Source organism: Anaerolineae bacterium, assembly GCA_016931895.1.
In the GTDB taxonomy this organism is placed as follows: domain Bacteria; phylum Chloroflexota; class Anaerolineae; order 4572-78; family J111; genus JAFGNV01.
The window spans coordinates 1-24353 of record JAFGDY010000233.1; the positions used below are offsets into that span (position 1 = coordinate 1).

At 53.8% G+C, this 24353-nt stretch carries 22 protein-coding genes; 14 read left to right on the forward strand and 8 right to left on the reverse strand.

What is annotated here, in order from left to right; translation table 11 throughout:
- The first annotated feature begins 256 nt into the window (after positions 1-256).
- From JW953_17235 to JW953_17260, 6 genes are all read left to right on the forward strand, one after another.
- Entirely contained in the window at positions 257-985 is a 729-nt protein-coding gene (locus JW953_17235; GenBank protein ID MBN1994445.1) for a hypothetical protein, read from the forward strand.
- Positions 986-1098: 113 nt separating this feature from the next.
- On the forward strand, positions 1099-4785 hold the full coding sequence (metH, locus tag JW953_17240; protein ID MBN1994446.1) for a methionine synthase: 3687 nt from the start codon (positions 1099-1101) through the stop codon (positions 4783-4785).
- A 376-nt stretch (positions 4786-5161) separates the two neighbouring features.
- Entirely contained in the window at positions 5162-6820 is a 1659-nt protein-coding gene (locus JW953_17245; protein ID MBN1994447.1) for a PD40 domain-containing protein, read from the forward strand.
- A 6-nt stretch (positions 6821-6826) separates the two neighbouring features.
- On the forward strand, positions 6827-8143 hold the full coding sequence (mtaB, locus tag JW953_17250; protein ID MBN1994448.1) for a tRNA (N(6)-L-threonylcarbamoyladenosine(37)-C(2))-methylthiotransferase MtaB: 1317 nt from the start codon (positions 6827-6829) through the stop codon (positions 8141-8143).
- A 31-nt stretch (positions 8144-8174) separates the two neighbouring features.
- The gene (gene topA / locus JW953_17255) at positions 8175-10202 is read left to right on the forward strand and encodes a type I DNA topoisomerase (GenBank protein ID MBN1994449.1); all 2028 of its coding nucleotides are present in this window, start codon (positions 8175-8177) and stop codon (positions 10200-10202) included.
- A gap of 319 nt (positions 10203-10521) precedes the next feature.
- Positions 10522-11157, forward strand: coding sequence for a corrinoid protein (locus JW953_17260; GenBank protein MBN1994450.1), 636 nt, complete (start codon positions 10522-10524; stop codon positions 11155-11157).
- A 123-nt stretch (positions 11158-11280) separates the two neighbouring features.
- Here JW953_17260 and JW953_17265 read toward each other — a convergent pair whose 3' ends face one another.
- From JW953_17265 to JW953_17285, 5 genes are all read right to left on the reverse strand, one after another.
- Positions 11281-11553, reverse strand: a complete 273-nt coding sequence (locus JW953_17265; GenBank protein MBN1994451.1) for a hypothetical protein — start codon at positions 11551-11553, stop codon at positions 11281-11283.
- 21 nt (positions 11554-11574) lie between these two features.
- Entirely contained in the window at positions 11575-12150 is a 576-nt protein-coding gene (locus JW953_17270; GenBank protein ID MBN1994452.1) for a helix-turn-helix transcriptional regulator, read from the reverse strand.
- A gap of 146 nt (positions 12151-12296) precedes the next feature.
- Entirely contained in the window at positions 12297-13463 is a 1167-nt protein-coding gene (locus JW953_17275; protein ID MBN1994453.1) for an aldo/keto reductase, read from the reverse strand.
- A gap of 234 nt (positions 13464-13697) precedes the next feature.
- Complete coding sequence (locus tag JW953_17280; GenBank protein ID MBN1994454.1) at positions 13698-14561, reverse strand: SMP-30/gluconolactonase/LRE family protein; 864 nt, start codon at positions 14559-14561, stop codon at positions 13698-13700.
- Positions 14558-15550 (reverse strand): aldo/keto reductase, encoded by a 993-nt coding sequence (locus JW953_17285; GenBank protein ID MBN1994455.1) that lies wholly within the window; start codon positions 15548-15550, stop codon positions 14558-14560. The genes JW953_17280 and JW953_17285 overlap by 4 nt, the downstream gene beginning before the upstream one ends.
- Positions 15551-15860: 310 nt before the next feature.
- On the opposite strand from JW953_17285, the gene JW953_17290 reads away from it, so the two are divergent.
- Positions 15861-17012 carry a Gfo/Idh/MocA family oxidoreductase gene (locus tag JW953_17290; GenBank protein ID MBN1994456.1) on the forward strand — a complete coding sequence of 384 codons (1152 nt, stop codon included), beginning with the start codon at positions 15861-15863 and terminating at the stop codon, positions 17010-17012.
- Positions 17009-18043, forward strand: coding sequence for a galactitol-1-phosphate 5-dehydrogenase (locus tag JW953_17295; protein MBN1994457.1), 1035 nt, complete (start codon positions 17009-17011; stop codon positions 18041-18043). The genes JW953_17290 and JW953_17295 overlap by 4 nt, the downstream gene beginning before the upstream one ends.
- A gap of 181 nt (positions 18044-18224) precedes the next feature.
- Here JW953_17295 and JW953_17300 read toward each other — a convergent pair whose 3' ends face one another.
- The 3 genes from JW953_17300 to JW953_17310 form a co-directional block, all read right to left on the reverse strand.
- Entirely contained in the window at positions 18225-18623 is a 399-nt protein-coding gene (locus JW953_17300) for a hypothetical protein (protein ID MBN1994458.1), read from the reverse strand.
- A 546-nt stretch (positions 18624-19169) separates the two neighbouring features.
- Positions 19170-19748, reverse strand: a complete 579-nt coding sequence (locus tag JW953_17305) for a YdcF family protein (GenBank protein MBN1994459.1) — start codon at positions 19746-19748, stop codon at positions 19170-19172.
- 67 nt (positions 19749-19815) lie between these two features.
- A complete protein-coding gene (locus tag JW953_17310) occupies positions 19816-19962 on the reverse strand; it encodes a pilus assembly protein (GenBank protein ID MBN1994460.1) in 147 nt (48 codons plus the stop codon).
- 730 nt (positions 19963-20692) lie between these two features.
- On the opposite strand from JW953_17310, the gene JW953_17315 reads away from it, so the two are divergent.
- The 6 genes from JW953_17315 to JW953_17340 all read left to right on the forward strand — a co-directional run bounded on the left by JW953_17315 (position 20693) and on the right by JW953_17340 (position 24285).
- On the forward strand, positions 20693-20896 hold the full coding sequence (locus tag JW953_17315) for a hypothetical protein (protein MBN1994461.1): 204 nt from the start codon (positions 20693-20695) through the stop codon (positions 20894-20896).
- Positions 20881-21057: a hypothetical protein gene (locus JW953_17320; GenBank protein MBN1994462.1), complete on the forward strand. Its 177-nt coding sequence runs from the start codon at positions 20881-20883 to the stop codon at positions 21055-21057. Before JW953_17315 ends, JW953_17320 begins: the two co-directional genes overlap by 16 nt.
- A 155-nt stretch (positions 21058-21212) precedes the next feature.
- Entirely contained in the window at positions 21213-21401 is a 189-nt protein-coding gene (locus tag JW953_17325; GenBank protein ID MBN1994463.1) for a hypothetical protein, read from the forward strand.
- Positions 21398-23386, forward strand: a complete 1989-nt coding sequence (locus tag JW953_17330) for an AAA family ATPase (protein ID MBN1994464.1) — start codon at positions 21398-21400, stop codon at positions 23384-23386. The genes JW953_17325 and JW953_17330 overlap by 4 nt, the downstream gene beginning before the upstream one ends.
- Before the next feature lie 123 nt (positions 23387-23509).
- Entirely contained in the window at positions 23510-23896 is a 387-nt protein-coding gene (locus JW953_17335) for a hypothetical protein (protein ID MBN1994465.1), read from the forward strand.
- Positions 23897-23952: 56 nt separating this feature from the next.
- Positions 23953-24285, forward strand: coding sequence for a hypothetical protein (locus tag JW953_17340; protein MBN1994466.1), 333 nt, complete (start codon positions 23953-23955; stop codon positions 24283-24285).
- Positions 24286-24353 lie beyond the last annotated feature (68 nt).

Sequence of the window (24353 nt, forward strand, 5' to 3'; positions counted from 1 at the left end):
ATTTTCTTGGATTAACACTCATATAGATTTTCGCCTATTTGAAAAGTGTCAACTTAACTATTCGTAAGAGATGAACCATCCCCAAAATTCTGTTGATTATTGAGTGCAAAACTTACGGCAGGGACCATAAATCCAGGGCTGGCAATTGTTAAATTTGTCAGCCAACCAGGCGATTTGGACAGGCCCGGTATACGAGCGTCACGCGCCCTGGCCCTTTGGCTTATACCAGTGAGTTTCGGGGCAGGCGCTGGCCGATATGGTGAAATATTGGCAGCCGGCCATCCAGAAGAATAGCGATGTCGCAATGGAGCGAGCCGCCCGCCGCTATTTAAACCAACACCCTGAAATGAATATCCTGGTGCCCATTTTGCTGGAACGAGGCGATCCAAACGGCCGTAAGTTTGCCCTGGAGTTGGCCACAGTGGCCGAAACTCCCGAGCTATTGGACGCCTTGCACCGGTTTGCTCTCGGCCAGCATGGCCCGGATGATTTACGCCACCGGGCGCTGCAAACGGTATTCCAGGCCGGGTTGTTGCCTGCCGGGCCGGTAAAAATGTGGCTGCGGGGGGAGTGGCAAGAGATTGTCACCCTGGGATTTGAAATTTACGATGAACCTGTTGAAGATAAAGACCATTCGCCCCAGGTGTTGGACTGGATGCAACAAGCCGTTGATGCTTTGTACAACCGCCAGTCGCACCAGGCCGAAGAATTATTGCAGCGCGCGCTGGAACTTGAACCGGATGCGCCGGATAACGCCTCCACATTACCGAATTTGCTGCGCTTAGTATGGCCAATATTCAATTGGCCCTGGCCAAAGATATGCCCGCCGGCGCTCAATCCTGGCTGGATGTGTGGGCCAAGGTTGACCCAGATAACCCTAACCTGGCTTACTGGCGCAGGCGCATCCGATCCCACCAACCCGGCTCTAAAATTTCAGATTAGCGAGAACGCCTGGGTTTTTGAGGAGATAACAAATCAGGTATAATACCCCCACGCAAAGAGGCGAGGAAATGAGTTCGCCTCTTTTTGCATCCATTGGGGGAAACAAATGCTGTCCTTAGCGTTTCTTCGTGGATTCCTTAAATGCAGGAGGCACGTATGTCTGTTCAATCAACCTTAACCGAACTTGCTCAACAACGCATCCTCATCCTTGATGGCGCAATGGGCACCATGCTTCAGCAGTATAATCTGGATGAAGCCCGTTATCGCGGGGAGCGGTTTAAAGATTATGACCGGCCGGTAAAGGGCAATAATGATCTGCTCAGTCTCACCCAGCCGCAGTTGGTCCTTGAAATTCACCGGGCTTATCTGGAAGCCGGGGCGGACCTTGTTGAAACCAATACCTTCAACGCCAACGCCATCTCCCAGGCCGATTACGGCATGGAAAAGCTGGCCTACAAAATGAACCTGGCCGCGGCCAAAATCGCCCGCCAGGTCGCCAACCAATACACGGCCCAAACGCCCCACAAACCGCGTTTTGTGGCCGGCGCCCTGGGGCCAACCAATAAAACCGCCTCCCTCTCGCCCAACGTCAACGACCCCGGCGCCCGCAACGTTACCTTTGACCAATTAAAAGCCGTTTACAAAGAACAAGCCCGGGGCCTGGTGGACGGTGGCGTGGACCTGCTGCTGCTGGAAACCATTTTCGACACCCTCAACGGCAAGGCCGCTTTTTTTGCCTTGGATGAATTGTTTGCCGAAATAGGCCGCAGCCTGCCGGTGATGGTTTCCGGCACCATCACCGATGCCAGCGGCCGCACTCTCTCCGGCCAAACCACCGAAGCCTTCTGGCATTCGGTCAGGCACGTTCAGCCTTTCAGTGTGGGCCTGAACTGCTCGTTGGGCGCTAAAGAAATGCGGCCTTATCTTGAAAATCTTTCCGACGTGGCCGATACTTTGGTCAGTTGTTATCCCAACGCCGGGCTGCCCAACGAGTTTGGCGAATACGATCAGACCCCGGACGAAATTGCGGCCTACCTGCAAGAGTTTGCCCAAAGCGGATTTATTAACATAGTGGGCGGCTGCTGCGGCACCACGCCCGATCACATCCGGGCCATTGCCCGGGCCGTGGAAAAAATTCAACCCCGCCTCGTGCCCAAGGTTGAACCTTACGCTCGCTACAGCGGCCTGGAACCGCTCACCATCACTCCCTTTACCAACTTTGTCAACATTGGCGAACGGACCAACGTATCCGGCTCAATCAAGTTCAAACGGCTGATTGTGGAAGAAAATTACGAAGAAGCCTTGCGCATTGCGGCCCAGCAGGTGGAAAATGGCGCGCAGATGGTGGATGTCAACTTTGACGACGGCCTACTCGACGGCGAAGCCTGCATGACCCGCTTTCTCAATTTGATCGCCGCCGAGCCGGACATTGCCCGCGTGCCGGTGGTGATCGACTCCTCCAAGTGGTCGGTGCTTGAGGCTGGCTTAAAGTGTGTGCAGGGCAAAAGCGTGGTCAATTCCATCAGCCTCAAAGAAGGCGAGGCGGAATTCAAACGCCAGGCTTGCCTTATCAAACGTTACGGCGCCGCCGTGATTGTGATGGCCTTTGACGAAGCGGGCCAGGCCGCCTCGCTGGAGCGCAAAGTGGAGATCTGTACCCGGGCCTACAACCTCCTCACCCGGGAGGTCGGCTTCTCGCCCGAAGACATTATCTTTGACCCCAATATCCTCACCGTAGCCACCGGCATTGAAGAACACAACCACTACGCCGTCAACTTTATCGAGGCCACCCGGATGATCAAACAAACCCTGCCGCATTGTAAGGTCAGCGGTGGGGTGAGCAACCTGTCCTTTTCTTTTCGGGGCAACAATGTGGTGCGAGAGGCCATGCATGCCGCGTTTTTGTACCACGCCATCCGGGCCGGGTTGGATATGGCCATTGTTAATGCCGGACAGTTGGCCGTGTACGACGATATCCCGCCGGACCTGCTGGAACGGGTGGAGGACGTGATCTTCAACCGCCGCCCGGATGCCACCGAGCGGCTGGTCAGTTTTGCCGAAACGGTCAAGGGCCAGGCTATGGAAAAAGTTGAGGATAAAGCCTGGCGCGATCAGCCGGTGCACAAACGATTGGAGCATGCCCTGGTCAAAGGTATTTTGGACTACATTGAAACGGATGTGGAAGAAGCGCGGCAGCAGTTTGACCGGTCATTGGCCGTGATTGAAGGGCCGTTGATGGCGGGCATGAACGTGGTTGGCGATTTGTTTGGAGCGGGCAAGATGTTTTTGCCCCAGGTGGTCAAAAGCGCGCGAGTGATGAAAAAAGCTGTGGCTTACCTGTTGCCGTTCATTCTGGAAGAAAATGCGCAAAACGGGCTTGAGGATAGCCAGGCGGCCAAAATATTGCTGGCTACGGTTAAGGGCGACGTGCACGACATTGGCAAAAACATTGTGGGAGTGGTGTTGGGTTGTAACAATTATAATGTGATTGACCTGGGCGTGATGGTGCCGGCGGAAAAGATTTTGCAAACTGCCCGCGAGCAAAACGTGGACGTGATTGGCCTGAGCGGGCTGATCACGCCCTCGCTGGATGAGATGGTGCACGTGGCCGAGGAAATGACGCGCCAGGGCTTTGAGTTGCCGCTTTTGATTGGCGGGGCCACCACCTCGCGCATCCATACGGCGGTCAAAATTGCGCCGGCGTATCAAAACACGGCCATACACGTGCTCGATGCGTCGCGCAGCGTGGGCGTGGTGGAAAAGCTGCTCAATCCCACTACCCGCCAATCATTCCGCCGGGAGGTAGCCGCCGAGTACGAACAACTGCGGGAAACTCACCGCGGCAAACGAGCCAAAAAACCGCTGCTCGACCTGCCTGCGGCCCGCGCTCGCCGTTTCCAACCGGATTGGACGCAGGTGGATATTGTGAAGCCCAGCTTTTTGGGCGTCAAAGTGTTTGACCGGATCAGCCTGAACAGCGTGGCCCGGTGCATTGACTGGACCCCGTTTTTCCACACCTGGGAGATTAATGGCGTTTACCCGCAAATCTTGAACGATCCCGTCAAGGGCCGGGAAGCCACCGATCTTTTCAACAACGCCCAAACCCTGCTTGACAACATCATCAAACAGGGCTGGCTGACCGCCCGCGCCGTGCTGGGCTTTTTCCCGGCCAACAGCAAGGGCGACGACATCATCCTTTACCCCGACGAGGCCCGGGCCGAGACGCTGGCCGTTTTCCACACCCTGCGCCAGCAAACCGACAAGGGGCCGGGCCGGCCCTGTTACGCCCTGGCCGATTTTATTGCGCCCGCCGATAGCGGCGCGCCCGATTATCTGGGCTGTTTTGCCGTGACCGGCGGCATAGGTTTGCCGGAACTGGCGGCCAAATTTGAGGCCGAACACGACGATTATTGCGCCATTATGGCCAAAGCCCTGGCCGACCGTTTGGCCGAAGCCCTGGCCGAGTATATGCACGAGCAGGTGCGTAAGCAGTGGTGGGGCTACGCGCCCGCCGAAAATTTCAGCAACCAGGAATTGATCAAAGAAGCCTATCGCGGCATTCGGCCCGCGCCCGGTTATCCCGCCTGCCCGGATCACACCGAAAAGGGCATTTTGTTTGACCTGCTCAACGTGCCGCAAAATATTGATCTGCACCTGACCGAAACGTTTGCCATGTATCCGGCGGCCGCGGTCAGCGGTTTTTACTTTGCCCACCCTGAAGCGCGCTATTTTACGGTGGGCAAAATTGGCCGTGATCAAGTGGCGGATTACGCCCGTCGCAAGGGCATGCCGGTGGCCGAGGTGGAGCGGTGGTTGCGGCCAAACTTAGCGGAAGGGGTTTAGGCAGGGATAGCAGGTATCAGAATGTGTTCCTGCTTTGCTACCTTGTCCCTTTGTTACTTTGCTACCTTACCCCTTTGCTACCTTGCCATCCAAAATGGCTTTCCGGCGAGTATGTATTTTCCAGCTAAACCTTAATATTTTGTAACAAACCGTAACAAACCGTTAGGTTCATCACCTGTTTTTTCTGCTACAATAAAAGTGTCGAAAGTTTAGTTCCCCTCCCTCCTTATCATTAGCCCCCGGTTGAAGTATTAGCCGGGGGATTTTTTTATGGTTAATTCCAACTTGACACTGACCCCTCTCAATGATATGCTTTAATGGGTCGGTTGATTATCCTATCATATTTTAATACAATTAAATGAGGAGGACTTTACCAATGAGCGGTCAGAATCAAACTGTCTATACCGGGGGAGGAGCGCCAGCGCCGGCTGCAACTAATCGCAGGCCCCTTTTGATTGTGGGTGGCCTGGGGTGCGTGCTGTTGTTATGTATTGCTTTGCTTATTGGCGGGGGACTGTTTTTTGCCCGCGATCGGTTGAATGATATTGCCGGCCTGGGAGGTGGTGAGGCTACCCCGGTGGTGGAGACGCCCACCGTGATTATGCCCACGGCTACCCTCGAACCAAGCCCTACGGTGGAGACCCCTATTGAGCCTACTGTAGAGCAGGCTGATACCGGCGAGACCCCGCCCTTAGAGACCAAGCCGGTCATCGGCATGATTACTTTTGCCCTGGACGCTACTGCCGATTATGAGCCGATTGATCCCGGCACCTCCTTTGCCGAAGGGATTACCGTGATCCATGCTATTTTTGATTATAGTGGCATGTTGTCCTCCTACACCTGGGAGCGGGTTTGGTATCTGGATGGCAGTGAAATCTTGCGAAATTCAGCCGCCTGGACCGACTCGGAAAGTGGACGGTTTGATTATTTCATTGACGCCGGGGGAGACCCGCTCTCGCCGGGTGAATGGACCTTGGAACTTTATGTAAATGACGAATTACTCTCAAAAGGCACTTTTACCATCAAGGGAGCAGAACTACCCGTGGCGGCAGCCGCAGATACGCCCACGCCCACCAAACCTGCTCTCCCCGAAGCCACGCCCACCAAGCCGAGTTTGAGTGAGGTAAGTCCAGGAGGTGGCGGTGGCAGTTCGGGTGGCGGCGGTGGAGTTTACCAACTGGTTTACACCAAGTGGGACGGCGGGCAGCATAATATGTACGTGGCCGACACCAATGGCAATAACGAACAATTTATTATGAATCGGGCCGCCGGTCCTTCCTGGACACCTGATGGCCAGACCATCTTCTTTTTTGGTGAGGCAGGAGTTGGTCAACAAGATCGCAGCCAAGTCCCTGGCATTGGAAGTTGTGATTTGCCTGGCGTAAGCGATGGTATTGTGGCTATAGATTTTTCTTCTGCTCCTGCTGACATTTGTGTTACATTTCCCGGAGTTCGGCAAGGTCCTGGTTGGAATGATGGCACAGCTCGCTGGACGAGTGTTTCTCTTGATGGGCAAATGGTAGCCTATGATGCCAAACCCGGCGGAGATTACCGTATCTATTTTTTAGGCACTACCGACAACCAGCAATTTCGCTTTGAAATTGTGGGCGAGCAGGCCGATTGGTCGCCCGACAGCCAGAAGATTGTTTATCGCTCCGGCCGGGACGGCAAAACCGGCATCTGGATTTCAAACCGGGACGACAGCGGCCACACGCCCATTACCAGCGTTGGCTCCGACTCCTTCCCCGCCTGGTCGCCCGATGGCCAGACCATTGCCTTTAGCCGCGATGAAGGCGGCAATGTTGACATTTACACCATGAACGTGGACGGCAGCAACGTGCAGCGCCTCACCGACGCTCCCGGCCCGGACTCCTTACCCATCTACACCCCCAGCGGCGACATCATCTTCCGCAGCGCCCGCAGCGGGGCCTGGGGCATCTGGAAAATGAGCGGCAGCGGGGCCAATCAAACGGAAATCATCCCCAATGCCGGCGTTGGTCCGGATTGGGCAAAAAGCAAGATGGACGTGCGGTAAAACTTAATGCGCATCAGGCTCGAATCAATTGGCTGTCGCCTGAATATCAGCGAAATCGAAGAAATGGCCCGGCGCTTTAGCAGCGCCGGGCATCGTTTGGTAGGGCCGGGCGAGATAGCCGACTTATATGTTTTCAATTCCTGCACCGTTACCCATAGCGCGGCCCGCAAGTCGCGCCAGATTATTCGCCAGATGCGGCGGGCTAACCCGGCCGCCAAAGTGGTGGTGACCGGCTGTTACGCCCAACTCTCTCCCGCCCAAGTGCAAAGCCTGGGCGTTGACTTGGTGGTCGGCAACAGCCAGAAGGATGATTTGCCCGACCTCCTTGTCGAGGCCGGTTTTTTGGCAGACGCCGACCCGCTGCCGGCGGTTGATGCGTCGCCGATTTCATTGACCTCTACTGAACACACCCGCGCCTTTGTCAAGGTGCAGGACGGCTGCGATAATCGCTGCGCTTTTTGCATTGTCACCGTGGCCCGGGGGGCCGCCCGCAGCCGGCCCGTAGCCGGTGTTATTGCCGAGATCAAGCGTTTAACGGAGGCGGGTTACCGGGAAGCTGTGCTCAGCGGGGTGCATCTTGGTTCTTACGGGCATGATTGGGGTGAGCAGCGGGGATTGTATCAGTTAGTGCAGGCTGTTCTGGCCGAAACGGACCTGCCCCGGCTGCGCCTGTCGTCGCTGGAGCCGTGGGATTTGACTGAGGAATTTTTTGAGTTGTGGCAGAATAAGCGGCTGCTGCCCCATTTACACCTGCCCCTGCAAAGCGGCTGCAACGCTACCTTGCGCCGGATGGCCCGCCGGGTCACCCAGGCTAAATTCGTCGGCCTGGTTCAGGCGGCCCGGGCGGCCATCCCAGACTTGTCCGTGACCACCGACATCATTGTTGGTTTTCCCGGCGAAACCGAAGCGGAATTCAACGAGTCGCTGGCCTTTGTGCGCCAACTGGCTCCGGCCAAACTGCACATTTTCCGCTACTCCCGGCGTGAAGGCACGGCGGCAGCCAGGATGAAGGGTCAGGTGCCCGCGCCGGTAGCTCAGGAGCGCAGCCAAAGGATGCACGCCCTCAATGCAACCCTGGAACGGGCCTTTCGCCAAAAATTCATTGGCCGCACTATGCCCGTGCTCTGGGAAAGTAGCGAGGTATTTGGTTTTGGTTTACAGTGGAGCGGCCTGACCAACAACTATGCCCGCGTTGTGGCCCACACCAGGCCCCAGGTTGACCTGCGTAACCGGGTCATCGAAACAGACCTGGTGGGCCTGGCCCCGGCGGCGCTGATAGGAAAATTACCGCCTCTGCCTCAAGTCGGCTCTGCCGCCGGCTGAGGTAATCCCTTTAAAGCCAGGAGATGTTTGTTTGAGCCAAAAGCTCCTCGTGGTCGAGTCGGCCAAAAAAGCCCGCACCATTAAGGGCATGCTGGGTTCCGGATTCATCGTTAAGGCCACCAGTGGTCACATTCTGGAAATGCCCGGCGACGATATGCACGTCAACCTGAAAGATTTTACGCCTACGCTGCGCCTTATTAAGGGCAAGGGCAAAAAAATAGAGGAATTGAAACAGGCGGCGGCTGAAGCCGAGGTGGTTTACCTGGCTACGGATATGGACCGGGAGGGCGAGGCCATTGCCCAGCATGTGGCGTCACGTTTGGGCCGGGCCGGAGCGGGTAAAGTCCAACGGATCACTTTTACGGCGATCACCCAGGCCGACCTGCAAGCGGCCTTGGCCGCGCCGCGCCAGATTGACCGGCGTTTGGTAGAAGCGCAAGTGGCTCGCCGGGTGACCGACCGGCTGGTGGGCTACATGGTCAGCCCGGTGTTGTGGCAGGGTTTGGCGGGGATGAAGCGGCTGTCGGCGGGGCGGGTGCAGTCGCCTGCGCTGTGGCTGGTGGTGGAGCGGGAACGGGCCATCCGGGCTTTTACGCCGGAAGAGTGGTGGAGCGTGGAGGCCGAACTTTCTAAAACCGCCGATCCGAACCACCAAAAGTTTTGGGCCATCCTATTCAGGATCAAGGGCAAAAAGCCGGAATTAAAAACCCAGGCCGAGGCGCAGCAAGTGCTGGCCGACCTCAAAGGAGCAACCTGGCGCGTGCAGCAGGTCAAAAAAGGAATGTACACGCGCCGGCCTTACCCCCCCTTTACCACCGACTCGCTGCAACAGGCGGCCTCAAGTCAACTGGGATTTAATCCTCGTTTCACTATGAAGCTGGCCCAAGAACTGTACGAGGGGGTCAAATTAGGCGAGGGCAAAGCCGTTGGCCTGATTACGTACATCCGCACCGACAGTGTGGCCATAGCGCCGGAGGCTCAGGAAACCGCCCGCGCCGTGGTGACCAAGTTTTGGGGCGAGGTTTACCTGCCGCCCTCTCCCCCCGTTTACCAGACCCGCGACAAAACCGCCCAGGAAGCGCACGAGGCCATTCGCCCGGTTGACTCCTGGCGCACGCCTAAATCCGTTGAGCCGTATCTAACCCCGCCGCAGCACCAACTCTACCGCCTGATCTGGCGGCGATTTATTGCCAGCCAGATGAAGCCTGCCCTGTACGATACCGTGACGGTGGATATTGAAACGTTGCTGGAAAACAGTCCTACCGTTTACCTGTTTCGGGCCAGGGGACGAACCCTGCGTTTTGCCGGGTTTTTGAAAGTATACGGGGTGGATGTTGACGCGGAAGAAGCGCGGCAGGCCCGGAAACCGGGGGAGCAAAGCAGCCCAGGAGAGGGAATTGAAAATGAGAAAATGCCGGAGCTGGTCAAAGGTGATCCGTTGACCCTACATCAGCTTATGCCCAAACAACACTTCACCCAACCGCCCCACCGTTACACCGAAGCGCAACTCATTGGCGAGTTGAAAAAATTGGGCTTGGGCCGGCCCAGCACTTACGCCACTATTGTGGAAACCCTCAAAGAGCGAAGGTACGTGGGGGTGGAACAAAAACGGCTCTACCCTACTCCACTTGGGTTCCAGGTGTGTGAATTGCTGGAGAAGCACGTGGAGATGGTGGTTGACGTGGCCTTTACGGCCCGGATGGAAGAGAATTTGGATCGTATTGCCCGGGGTGAAGTGGGCCGGTTGGCCGTGATGCAGGAATTTTACGGGCCGTTCAAGGCTGTGGTGGATCAAGCCATGCGGGCTGCGGCAGCCGAGCGCCAACCCGTGACCAGGAGCGGAACCACGCCCAAAACGAGAAAGGCCGCCGCCAAAGGAGCCAAAAAATCGTTGCCCAAATCTGAGAAGGAAGGGCAGCCGTGCCCTCAATGCGGCCAGGGTACGTTGGTGGTCAAAAGCGGTAAATTTGGCCCATTTTTGGGTTGTTCACGGTATGCGGCAGGAGGGTGTCAATATACGGAAAATATCCCTGGTCGGCGGGGCCGGAAGGGACAATAAGACTTTATTTTAGATAAGGGCCTATCCAAATTGCCACAATAGTCAAGTTTAAGTAATATTAGTTCAGGAGGTCATAAATCCAATCAGCCTCATGTCATTTCGAGGCCGTAGGCCGAGAACTCTCTATGGCGCAACAATTAAAATGGAGTTGGCTGAATAAAACTCCTTTTTTACCGGCCACGTTTTTAATAAAAGTAGCGTTGCAGGGATTTCTCCCTTCGGTCGAAGCTTGTCCTGAGTACAGCCGAATGATGGCATACTTGAGGCGTAATAATTTTTGAATCAAACCGTCAAAATTATTCAATGAGGAGCATGTAACGTGAGTCTTGAAACTATCTACGAAGCAGTATTGAACGGCGACGCCAAAACCGCCGGAGCGGATACCAAAGCGGCCCTAGAGGATAACGTGCCTGCCGCCGATATTTTGCGCCAGGCCTGTATCCCGGCTATGACCGAGGTGGGCCGGCTTTTTGAGCAAGGGGAAAAGTTTGTGCCCGAAATGCTCATCTCGGCCCGGGCCATGCAGGCGGCAATGGCCATTTTGAAACCGCACCTGGTGGATGCCGGGGTTGAAACCCTGGGCAAAGTGGTTATTGGCACCGTGGCGGGAGACCTGCACGACATCGGCAAAAATCTGGTGTCCATGATGTTAGAGGGCGCCGGTTTTGAAATTGTTGACCTGGGTACCGATGTTTCTCCCGATAAATTTGTGGAGGCCGTTCAAGAAAACAATCCTGATATTATCGGCATGTCGGCCTTGTTGACCACCACAATGACCGCCATTGGCGCCACAATTCAGGCCTTGACTGAAGCCGGGATGCGCGACAAGGTAAAAATACTGGTTGGCGGCGCGCCCATCACCCAAGAATTTGCCGACAAAGTGGGCGCCGACGGTTTTGCCCCCGACGCCGGCAGCGCGGCTCGCGTGGCCAAGGCCGTGGTTGGCGCGGCCTGAATTCCACAATCCTCCCCCAAGAAGCAAATTGTATGAAGCAAAGCATCTCTACAAACAGAGATGCTTTGCTTCTGTGTTGTCCTCGCCTTAGTTGGTGAAGAAATATTTTTTCTCAATCAAGCACTAAGCCGCTTTGGGTGTATCTTCTTTTTCTTCTTCTTCTTCCTCCTCCCAATTCCACCAGGGGCCACACCAGTTGCCAAATTCAGCCCAAAAATGCGGACCAAAACTAAAGCCAAAACCATGCCCGGGGTGTTTCTTACGGCGATGATGATGGGAAAAACGAGGCCCAAAGCCATGCAACATCTCGCGGATAGCTTCCTTATCTCCTTTAATCTCAAGGCGAAAGCCATCGTCTGTTTCAATTACTCTGAATTCGTTGATTACTTTTTCCACGTTATACCTCCATATTGTCAATCAACTTGATTTTAGATGATTTTCCTTGTAAAGGTCTGCCAGCAACCTGCCCAAAACAATAATCACTTCTTCTAACTTGGGCCGCATGACCTCTTTCAACCGAGTTAACTCTGTCTGCCCGGTGCCGGTGAGTTGATAGAAGCGGCGGGTCCGTTTAGTGGCGTCTTCCCACTCACCTTCAATCAACCCTTGTTGTTCCAACATATCCAGCAGGGGGTAGATGGCACCAGGGTTGGCCGACCAGCGCCCCTCGGTGCGAATTTCAATCTCGTTCATGATTTCGTTGCCGTAACGAGGTTGTTGGGAGAGCAAATGCAATACCAAGAGAGGTAACAGCCCGCCCCCTTTGCTCAAAAACATGCCCACCATCGGGTTAAAGCCTTGCGGTCCCCACGGGCCGCCTTTAAAACGCCGCCCGCCAAAAAACCAGTGATGCTCCGGCGGTTGGCCCAAAAATTCGTGTAAATGCTCGCGCCAGGCCCGGGCCATTTCCCGCGGCGAAGGCGATTCGCTGCCATGATGGGCGTGCCAGGCTTCCCAAAATGAATTTTTCCACTCGCGTCGTTTTTTGGACATAAGCTGTTGTGTCGAGATAAAGTATATTGAATTCAATATAATTATGCTAAATGTACCACCGTTGTGATCTATTGTCAAAACAATGAAATAATGGAGTCCAAAATGGACTCCATTGTTTCATTTTTGATGGCGTATTTCCGTTTGGATTAGGGCCGCGGCGCGTCCTCGATAGCCTTGCCTTCGCCCAGAACCTGGTCAATGTGCGCCAGCCAGTCGCTAATGGGGATGTTTTGGGGGCAGAGTTGTTCGCACTCGAGGCATTGGATACACACGCTGGCGCGTTCGGCTTCGGGGATCCAGGTGTAGGCCCCCCGCGCCCAATCGAGTTTGTCGTACATGATGCCGTCGTTGTAGATTTCAAAATTGCGGGGGATGGCCACGCCGTTTGGACACGGCAGGCAGTATTCGCAGTGGGTGCAGGGAATGGGGCTGAACTCCTGGTACTTTATCCGCACCTGGTCAAAGAGTTCCAGGCTGCCCTCGGCAGTTAGAAGATCGATGCCGGACTGCTCGGCGCTGGCCACGTTTTCCTCAACCTGTTTCATGGTGCTCATCCCGCTCAGCACCACCGACACTTCCGGCTGATTCCACAACCACTGCAAAGCCCAATCGGCCGAGGCCCGCTTTTTGGCCGCGGTATCCCAGATTTGTTGGATAGCTGCGGGTGGTTCAACCAATCTACCGCCTAACAGCGGTTCCATGATCACCACGGCCAAACCTTTTTCGGCGGCGTATTTCAGCCCTTTAGTGCCGGCCTGGTTTTCGATGTCCATGTAGTTGTATTGGATTTGAGCGAAGGTCCACTTGTCGTAGGCGTCAACAATTTCTTGAAAGGCCGGGTAGTCGTCGTGAAAGGAGAAACCCAGGTAGCCGATGCGGCCGTCGGCAATGGCCTTTTCCGCCCACTCCAGCACGTTCAGTTTAGCCAACTTACGCCACCGCTCTGCGCCCAGGGCGTGCAGCAGGTAAAAGTCAATATGATCGGTTTGCAGCTTTTGCAGTTGCTCGTTGAGAAATTTATCAAAATCGCCGGATTCGTTGGTCAGCCAGGTGGGCAATTTGGTGGCCAGTTTAACCTTGTTGCGATAGCCGCCTTGCAGCGCCCGGCCCACCACCCATTCACTCTGGCCGCCATGGTAGGGATAGGCCGTATCCACATAGTTTACGCCGTGGTCAATGGCGTAGTGCAACATTCTGGTTGTTTCCGGCTCATCAATATTGGTTTTATCTTCGCCTTTGGTGGGTAGGCGCATGGCCCCAAAACCCAGGGCCGAGACACGCCAGCCCAACCGGCCAAATTGACGATATCGCATGGATGTATACCTCCTTGGTCATCTATCAAGCTATAGGGGTGAAATGGCTTTTTACTCGCAGGTGGGATAAAAATACCGTCCCGGGACAGCCGGAATTACCACACCGTTTTGCCCCGGGAAGTGAAAAGAAAACCCATTTTATTGTAACATTGGGCCGGCTCATTGAACAGGGACAAAACGCCCAGGGGGAGGGGACATTTGTCCCTGACCAGCAATTTTGATGACAGTTTTTCTTTAGCCCAAAAACTTTGCTTCGGACAGTCCCGGGACCTCTACCTTGAGCCGGAAGATATCGCCGGCCAGGGGTTGGTTTTTCAATTCGGCCTCGGCCAAGTCGGGCCGGGCCGAGGTGATGTAAAGTTCGTCCAGGTTTGGGCCGCCAAAGGCGCAACTGGTAGGTCGTTGCACCGGCATCTGGATCACTCGTTCCACCTGGCCTGCCGGGCTGTAGCGCGTGATTTTCCAACCGTCCCAGTGGGCGCTCCAAATAAAACCGTCGCGGTCAACGGCTAAACCATCGGGAAGACCTTCATCTTCGGGAACCTGAACAAAAATGCGCCGGTTTTTGATGTTGCCGGTGGCAGAATCAAAATCATAGGCATAAATCGCCCGCGCCGGGGAGTCGGTAAAGTACATGGTTTTATCATCGGGACTCCAGCCCAGGCCGTTGGATACGCCAATGCCCGTTTCCATTTTATGAACCGAACCGTCGGGGTCAAGACGATAGAGGCTATTGGTAAACCCTTCGCTCATGGTCCCCGCCCAAAAGCGGCCCTGCCGGTCAACCGCGCCGTCGTTAAAACGAGCCTGGGGCCGGTCCGCTTCGGGGTCGGTTATAAATTCCAGGACTTGTTTGTTAAAATCCCAAAGGGCAAAACCGTCCCGGGTGGCCATAACCAGCCCCCCGGCGGCGCGAAAAGCCAAAACACCAATAGGCAAGCCTACCGCAATCACTTCGTGCCGGCCGGTCGCCGGAATCAGGCGATGAAAGTTGTGCCTGGGAATGTCAACCCAGTAGAGGGCCTGTTCTTCAGGATGCCAGAGCGGGCCTTCGCCCAATTCGTTTCGCACAGCCAAAACGTGTTCTAATTTATTCATCTTTTGACCTGTTTTTCGTTTGCTCGTTCGTCGGTGCGGTCGGTGGCCGGAGGTGGCTCCGGCGCTAGAGCCGAAATTTCGGCGCGGAGGTCGGGCGTCATCTGGATGTCTAAGGACTTGAGCGAACCTTCCAACTGCTCCAGATTCCGCGCCCCAATGATAGGGGCGGTAATCGCCGGATGGCTGCTTACCCAGGCCACGGCCAACGCCGCCGGATCAAAACCATTGCTTTGGGCAAAGTTGGCAAAACGTTCGGCCACTTCATACACCCAATCCTCGCCGTAGCGGAGACTGTACATTTTGTTGTCTATGATCCGGCCAGATTTGGGGCGTTGCGAGACCCCGTACTTGCCGGTCAATAACCCACCACCCAGGGGGCTGTAACTGATGACCCCCAGTTTTTCCGACTCGGCCAGGGGCAAAATTTCCACTTCCGCCTGGCGTTTGACCAGATTATACATCGGCTGGATGCACTCAAAACGCGCCCAACCCTCCCTGGCCGAAATGCCCAGCGCTTTAGCAATTTGCCAGGCTGCAAAATTGCTGACCGCGGGATAGAGAATTTTGCCCTGAGTAACCAGGTCATCCAGGGCGCGCAGGGTTTCTTCCAGCGGTGTATGGGGGTCAAACCGATGGATAAAGTAAAGGTCAAGCCGGTCGGTTTGCAGCCGTTTCAGGCTGCCTTCAATCATGGCCATAATATGGCGGCGGGAGGCGCCCTGATCATTGGGGCCGCTACCCATAGCAAAACGGAACTTGCTGGTGATGACCAGTTCATGGCGGGAATCTTTTATGAGCTGCCCCAAAATTTCCTCGGAGCGCCCGCTCTGATAAACGTTGGCGCAATCAAAAAAATTAATGCCCATTTCGCGACAGCGATGAAACATGGCCGCCGCCGTCTCTTCGTTGGCGTCGCCGCCAAAAGACATGGCGCCAAAACACAACTGTGAAACTTGCACGCCGGTGTTGCCCAAAAATTTGTATTCCATTGTTGCTCCTTTGTTAGTGTTGAGTTTTTGCCGGGCGGGGTTTGCCAAAAGATCGGGGGATGATTTTGCCTGTTTATTTTAACATTCAATCTGTCTATTGACCAGGGACAAAGCGCCTTTTAAGGGGGGACATTTGTCCTTTTTCTTTGGCGTTGTCTAAAAACAACTCCCCGGCTTTGTTTATGAGGATGCCATTGTAACACATCCTGATTGACAGGTACAATCATTCATATTATATTGCCTGGGGTGGAGACGGGATGACGATCCCTATCGCCAAATACTCCGAACCTACGCAGCAAAGGTAAAAAAAATGAGCCAATCTCTTCGCACGGCCCTGGTTGGGTGTGGCAAAGTGGGCCATACCCACGCCCAGGCCCTGAAAGCCTTACCCCAATCTAAATTTGTGGCGGTGTGCAGCCGCAGCCGGGAGAAAGTGGACCATTTTGCCCGCCAGTATGAAGTATCAGGTTTTACCGACTATGCCCAAATGTTAACTGAAGCCAAAGTGCAGCTGGTGGCCATCTGTACGCCGCACCCGGTTCACGCCGAGCAGATTGTTGAGGCGGCCCGGCATGGCGTTCATGCTCTGGTGGAAAAACCGCTCGCCTCGGATTTAAACGATTGCGACCGGGCGATTGCGGCCTGCCGGCGGGCGGGGGTCAAATTGGGCGTTATTAGCCAGCGTCGTTTTTATCCGCCGGTGGTTCGGCTGCGGCAGGCTATTGCCACAGGCAAAATTGGCCGGCCGGTGCTGGCCAGCCTGACCGTGTTGGGCTGGCGCGATGCGGCTTACTATCAAGCAGACCCCTGGCGGGGCAAATGGGATACTGAAGGCGGCGGAGTGCTGGTCAATCAAACCCCGCACCAGTTGGACCTGTTCCAATGGCTGCTGGGGCCAATTGACGAACTTTTTGGTTATTGGGATAACTTGAATCATCCTTACGTTGAGGTCGAAGATACCGCCGTGGCCGTGGCGCGTTTTAAAAGCGGGACGTTGGGCCAGATAATGGTCAGCAACTCTCAGAAACCGGGACTTTACGGCAAAATCCATATTCATGGTTCAAACGGCGCTTCGGTGGGGGTGCAAACCGAAGGTGGGTCGCCCTTTATTGCCGGAGTGAGCACGGCCGTTGAGCCGCCTATCAACGACATCTGGACGGTGCCGGGGGAGGAACACCTTTTGTCACGCTGGCAGGAGGAAGATCGCCAAACTGCGGCTGAAATTGAGGTGATGACCCATTACCATCATGTTCAGATTGAAGATTTTTTGGGCGCCATTTTAAAAGACCGGGAGCCGGCGGTGAACGGCGAGGAAGGACGCAAGGTGGTAGAGATGTTCACGGCCATATACCGGGCGCAGCGAGACGGCCGCCCGATTAAATTCCCTCTGGCCCAGGAAACGGGCCGGGACGATCATGATGGTCGTTTGGCGTACATTACCCTCAGCAGGAGGAATGCATGAAGGCATTAATGTTGACCGAATACAATCATTTTGAGTACACCGATGTGCCCGAGCCTGAGCTTGGCCCCGCTGAGGTGTTGGTGCAAGTGAAGGCATGCGGCATTTGCGGCAGCGACATTCACGGGATGGACGGCAGTTCGGGCCGGAGAATTCCGCCGCTGATCATGGGGCACGAAGCCGCCGGAGTCGTTGCCCGGGTGGGCCATCGTGTTTCTGGGTGGCAGGTGGGCAACCGGGTGACGTTTGATTCCACCATTTATTGCGGCGCGTGTTATTTTTGCCGGCGGGGACAGATCAATTTGTGCGATCACCGTCGCGTTTTGGGCGTGTCGTGCGATGAGTACCGCCAGCATGGGGCTATGGCGGAATACGTGGCTGTGCCCCAACGGATTTTGTATCGTCTGCCGGATGAGGTTTCCTTTGCGCACGGGGCTATGGTTGAGCCGGTATCAATTGCGGTGCATGCGGTTTCGCGGGTGCCGGTAAGCCTGGACGATACGGCGGTGGTGGTTGGCGCGGGAATGATTGGCCTGCTGGTTATTCAGGTTTTGAAAATTGCCGGGTGTGGGCGGGTGATTGCCGTGGATTTGGACATCCACCGGTTACAACTGGCCCGTCAATTGGGCGCGGACGAGGCGCTGCGGCCGGACCGGGACGACGTGATTGGCGAAGTACGCCGGCTCACCGGAGGACTGGGGGCGGACCTGGCTTTTGAAGTGGTGGGGCTTGCCTCAACGGTCAAGCTGGCTGTGCAATCCTTAAAAAAGGGAGGGGTATTGGCCCTGGTGGGCAATCTTTTGCCCCAGGTGGAGTTACCGCTACAGACCGTGGTCACGCGCCAGTTGACCCTGGTGGGCTCGGCCGCCTCGTGCGGCCAATACCCGGCCTGCTTGAACATGATGGGCCGGGGTAGCCTTAACCTGAACGCGATTATCAGCGCGGTAGCGCCGTTGCGGGAAGGCGCGGCCTGGTTTGAGCGGCTTTATCGGCGAGAGGAAAACTTGCTCAAGGTAATTTTGGAGCCAGGTTAAAACTGCGGTGGGCAAGCATTTTTGTCCAGCAGAAATATTCTTGAGACTCAGTAGATCCAAATTTGGGCTGGTAGGCCGCATTTCAGTGCGTTTTTTTAGGCATTAAAATGCCCACTCTAAACAACGTTTTGGATCCACTAAGACTGCCGAAGTCTGAAGCCGTGATTTCCTAACAGGAGGCCTAAATTGCCAGTCCGGCTGGCGCGCTTTGGTATTTGGTTGCCGCCTGGGGGAAATTGATGATCAATTCTTCAGGTTGGGGAATATCGGAAAGATAAGCATCTAGCTCCAGTTCATAGCCAAGCCCCAGACCACTGAACTGGCCCACAGATTTACCCCTGATGCCAATCACGGGCAGGTTGGGATATTTACGCCGCACAGCGGGTAAGATCAGGCGCAGGTAACTATCCAGGCCTTCCAGGTCTATCAATAGAAAATCCCATAATTGTTGGGACGAATAAAGTCCATGGATGAGTTTGTCGCTGGTTTCAACCTGCATCCCGGCCTCAATGAGGGGCCGGGCCATTTGTTGCTCGTTGCGTTCGTTACTGCTGCAAATCAGAATATTGAGTGTTTCCATTTGTTCTCTCTTCCTCCTGACGGCCAAATAATAAGAGTGTGTTTCAAACCAGTTGAAGGAGTGCAGAATTCATTCTGCCTCTGCCAAAAAGCGAAATAAATTCCGCACTCCAGGGGTAGTCTCAATTCAAATGAAACACACCCAAATAATAACGCCCTGGGGTCACATCTTAACATTTAAATGAAAAAATGTAAAAAATGTTAAGATGAAATGATTTAGTCCAGGGGGCAAAGAGGTTGGCGTTTGCAGAAGTTTGCCGAAGATATTGTTAAGCATTACAGCCAAGTTTTAGTATAGCTCTAAACAGGGAGGGTGTGAAGCGTAGAATGTTCGGATTATGACATAGAATAAACCCGGTAGAAAATACGGGGAGACAAAAGCACTACCTCCGTAGTTTTTACGGAGGTGGCGAAGAAGCGCTTGATTATGGTTTCGTCAGGCGTGCCGGAAAAAGGCTTCACCATTCCTGCAAAATGATAAAACACCTAAAAATGGCTCAAAAATGCCTTTGATGATACGTAAAAAAGGAAGGGATTAATCACCCGGTTAGTAAAGGGCAAAATAATAGAATAGCTTGATGTATTCATTGCTGAACATTATCAAGCCCCGTTCTTTCTGCCACCAGTTGGTCTGGTCAAATTTCCAGTGGGGGGCAGCCGAGATGGTCAGGATGGCGTCTGAACCGGCCAACTCTCGGCCGGAGATCCACCTGGTTCGCCGGGTGTGGAAGGCGCTGGTTACCAGGACAATGCGCTTGAGATGGTGTTCTTTAACATATTGGTCAAGCATCATTGCTTCGTCGCGGGTGCTGGTAACGCCGCCGAGGGGTTGGAGCACGGTAATATTTTCGCCCGGCACGCCCAACTCTCGCATAACCCCAACCGCAACTTCGGTTTCATCAGGATAGAGGCCAATTTCAACTGCCGGCGAGTCTTCCGCCTGGGCAATGACAATTTGGGGGGCCAATCCTTGCTTAAACAGTTTAGCCGCGTGAAAAGGGCGCGTTTCAACCTCGCCGTTGAAGACAAAAATAAGATCGGCCGGTTGCAGGGGGTCATCCACAATCAGCAGGCTGGCCAGGCCAATGAGAATTTGTAGCCGGAAAATGTAGGCGAGCAGTCCCACCAGAACCAGGCTCAGAGCCGTCAGTAATAGAGTTTTGAGCCAGCGTAACCTACTATTTTGGGCCTGATTACGGGACAGGAGTGACCTCTAGATTTTCGACGATGTTAGAAAATACGTTGCCCACAGCCGGCCCAAGCAACATCAGAACGGCGATGATCACGCAGGCGGCCAGAATACAGATTACAATGAGGGCGATCAAAACCCACACTCCAATACCAACGGCTTTACCGGCCCCACCGGATGTACTTTCTTGATTTGCTGAAGATAGATCTTGCGACATGATTCCCTCCTGAATTTGGATAATAGTTCACTGACGCGGACATAAAACAGGAGCATTATACAGCAATCGGCCAAATTTGTCTTGTTTGGCCGGGCAATTTGTCTCATGGTTTGTTTCAGCGCAATTGGCCCCGCCGCTATTCTACGGCACAAGTACTGGTGGCGGTTTACAAAAAAGACCGGGCAGTCTGCCTGGTCTTTTGGGGTTAGGGTCAAGCCGGTGCGGCGGCCGGCGATTTTGGCGATTGCCTGGCGGCCAATGATTGGGGGGGCCTGGCCAAATATCTGTAGTACCAGTTTTAACCGACCAAACTGGTTAATTTTTGAAGATGTCATTGACCTGGAATAAACCCCAAGACCGGCCCGAAGGCCGGTTTTTTATTACCTGGTAATAATTTTATACTTGACAACAGGCTCATTGGGAATGAAGTACCATACCTTATGTCGAGTTGACATAATCCTCAACGTAGACAAAAGAAAAAAAATTTAGTATAATTAAATTGTCTACTTTAGTAGACGAAATTGAATAGAGTCAAGCGGGACGCTTGACTCAAACAGCGCCGCCCCGGCGGGATGCCGGAACGAAAAGGGATTTTTCGGGCACTGCGAATTGAGAAATGATTCTCTATTTTGCAGTGCCTTTTTTTGTTGATTTGAGGTGAACAATGCGAAAAAAAGTCATTCGCGGGCCGGGCAACACACGTGGCCGCGTCGGCGAAATAGAATACCAGATTTTGAAAAATTTGGCTCGTTATGAACGAGTTAGCATTTCTGAAATGCTACGTTTGTCTATTCGTGAAGCAGCAAAATCGCGCAACCTCTGGCCGCCCGCGCCGGCGGGGGAGGTGCAACGATGCAGCAGCAATTAAGCGTCGAGACGCCAAAAATCTCAAACTGGAGTCAGTTCTACGCAGAATTGCATCGCATCGCTGAAGAACTGCGCGAAATTCAGTCTGCTATGATAAATGAGCCAGCGCCGGCCGCGGCCGGCGGCGAGAGCGGAGAGTCAAAAAATGACGAATCAGCATAAAACAAAAAACGCGGTGCGGGCCGCGTTCTTTGGAAAGAAGAATATCCAGAGCTTTTTGCTCGACAATGCAACTCTTGTCGAGCGTGTTCAATTTCAAATCAGTATATCATTTTTTTCAGAATGTTGCAACTGGCCGCCAACGCAGGATGTGAAAAATGAATAACTTTCCAATCACTGCAAAACAATCAGCGTATTTGTCTAGACTCATAGCCAGAACTGAAAAACAAAAATATCTGAATGTTAAAAACGAATTGAATTTTCATGGATTGACAACTACTCAGTTGACGCGCAACCAGGCCAGCCGGTTGATTGAGGCGTTGCTGCAGGCACGGCAGAAAAAATGACTCAAAAAAAAACCAATCAGGAATTGTTAAAAATTGCGTTGACCTGGAAACGATTCGGGATGGACGTGATACCAGACCATCCCGGCAAAAAATACCCTTTTGGTATTGAGGGCTGGCAAGCAAAAGATTTTACAGAGAACGATTTAAGGCACTGGATAGGGAGAGGTTATGTCATCGGCCTACGCAACCAGGAGGGTTTAGATTTTGATAACGGCGGCAAACCTTCAGCCGATGAATTGTTTACCGGCTGGCGTGATTTAGTAGAGCAAACCACGCCGGGACTCGTTGACCGGCTGATTATCGAAAAGACCAAAAATGCCGGTTATCACGTGGCCTGGAAATGCCCGGTTATTGACGGCAACCAAAAACTGGCAACCGATGGCAACGGCACAACGTTAATTGAGACACGCGGCCAGGGCGGGCAATTTGTGGTAGCGCCATCCCCAGGCTATGAGGTTATTCAAGGTTCTTGGCCCAACCTGGCAGAAATCACGCCGGAAGAACGGCGCATCCTGTTGGATTGCGCCAAAGCGTTTGACGCGCCCACGCCAGAGCCGCCCAGAGCGCACCAGAGCCACCAGAACGGCGATAATGACCGGCCCGGCGATATTTACAATCAAAAACACGCGGGGGAGGCATTAGATTTATTAAAGCGCGAAGGCTGGGCCGAAGTCTACCGGCGCGGCGATACTGTCTACCTACGCCGGCCGGGCAAAGACCGGGGGGTGTCTGCAACCTTTGACTATGCTGGCTCAAATCTGTTTTATCCATTCTCCACAAACTCAAGTCCATTCGAGACAGAAACGAGCTACAGTCCATTCGCGGTTTTTGCTACACTGCAGCACGGCAGCAACTTTGAGGCGGCGGCAAAAGACCTGGCGCAACGATTCGGGATGAACAGCAACGAGCCGGGCAGCGTCTTAAACGTGCCCGAAAATGAGGCAGATAAAAACCGGGCGGCCCTCTTCCCCCACTTCACCTTATCGCAAGGTTTGGTTTTGCCCGATTCCGATTATCTCATATACGGAGCAATCGAACGGGGCGACATTGGCATGACATACGGCGACGCAGCGGCGGGTAAAACCTATGTCTCTATTGACCTGGCCGTATCATTGGCCGCCGGTTTGCCCTGGATGGGAAAATGGAAGGTAAAACACCCGTTTAGCGTCCTGTATTTTATTGCCGAAGGCCGCAAGAAGTTTTTTAGGCGAGTTTTAGCGGCGGTTAACGGTATGGCAGAACGTGGGGCAGATGTAGGCGAGGTATACCGCCTTGTCAACGATAACCTGGAGATTGTGACCGAAGTTCCCCAATTATTCACCCAGGAGGCCAGCCGATATGTAACCCACTACGTTGACCTGTGGCAGCAGATGGGAAGCCCGGCTGTTGATATTGTTTTTATTGACACACTGCACCGGGCGAGCGTGGGCAGTGAGGAAAACTCAAGCAAAGACGCCGGCATTGTAGTTGAGGCCATTACCTGGATGCAACGCCAGTTAAATTGTGCTGCTAATTTTGTTCATCACAGCAACAAAAGTGGGGGATATCGGGGTAGCACTGCCTATCGGGGCAATGTTGATTTTGTTTTCAAAGTGGAGGGTTTACACCGAGAACCTCGCATCTTGACCATTGACAAATTGAGGGATGGCGAGCCAGACGGCCCAATTGAGGGTTTGCCCAATGTAGCTAAATTCAAGGTTGACGACCAGAGCCAGGGAACCTATACAACGTGGTTAAGTGGGGGGGACGCTCTTGAATGTCTGCCCCAGAAAAAACCAAGCAAAAAACAGCAGGCCAAAAGTGAGGTTATCGAAATTCTGACCAAACGGCCCGGCGAAAGCAAAAATGCGCTGGCTCAATTAGTTACAAGTGCCTCAAAAAACACTACTGCCACCGCCCTTGAGGAAATGATAGCCGATGGTGAGATTATCACTAAAAGCGGGGCCAAAAATTCTTATGAGTGTTACTTACCCGATTTTGGGTAACTGGTTAGGTAATTGGGGAGTTACCCAGTTCACCTACCTACCCAAATTCTTTAGAATTGGGTAGGTAGGTGAACTGGGTAGGTGGGTAATTTGTAAACTAATTTACAACGAAAGGTGCAGCAAATGAAAGTCTCACAAATTGCGGGCTACCAAAGCCCGTACCTGAAAAACAGCGATTTACCCAGCCCGGCCCAGGCCGTCGTCATGGGTGTTACCCTGGAGACGTTGTTTAATCCGTCGAGCAACAAACGAGAAGAACGTCTTTTGCTTACGTTCAAGGGCAAAAGGAAAAAGCTTATTCTGAACAAGACGCAGGCAGCGCGGATGGTCGAAATGTTTGGCGATGAAACGGGTGATTGGGTTGGGCAAGTTGTTCGTTTGGTGCCCATCACCGACCGGGGTAAACCAAGCATTAAGGTTGAACGACCACCGGCCAACGGACAGCCGCCGGTAGAGCCAGAACCAGAGCCAATAATGGAAGATGCTGGTGATGACGAGTTTCCATTTTAGGCCCTGGCCGACGACCAGGCCCGCGATAGCGCAGCATGGGGATGAGGGGTCAAGCTATGGATGATATTTTTGATTACGATTTGGTCAATTGTCCCCGTTGTGATGGTGCCGACGCCCGGCCTGGCGAAGTCTGCTTTTTCTGCCAGCGTGAACTTGAGGCCCATCACGACCACGAAATGGGCTGGCGTAAAGCTTGGGAGTTGGAAAAGGATGATGAGCTACGGCGCAATATGCAACAAGACCCCAACTATCCGCAAAGAGTTTTGGCAGAGTTGGATGCATACGCCAGTAAATTCCAGGATGACCGGGATTTAGTCAAGCGGGTGGAAGGCGAAAAAGCCAAATTTATGGAACGGGTCAAGAGGGTCAGCAAATATGCCGAAAACTAACCCGCGCCAAAATCCGATTTTTTGGCCCGCATGCTTTCGTTTCGACATACTTTGTTAGCCTATGCGCC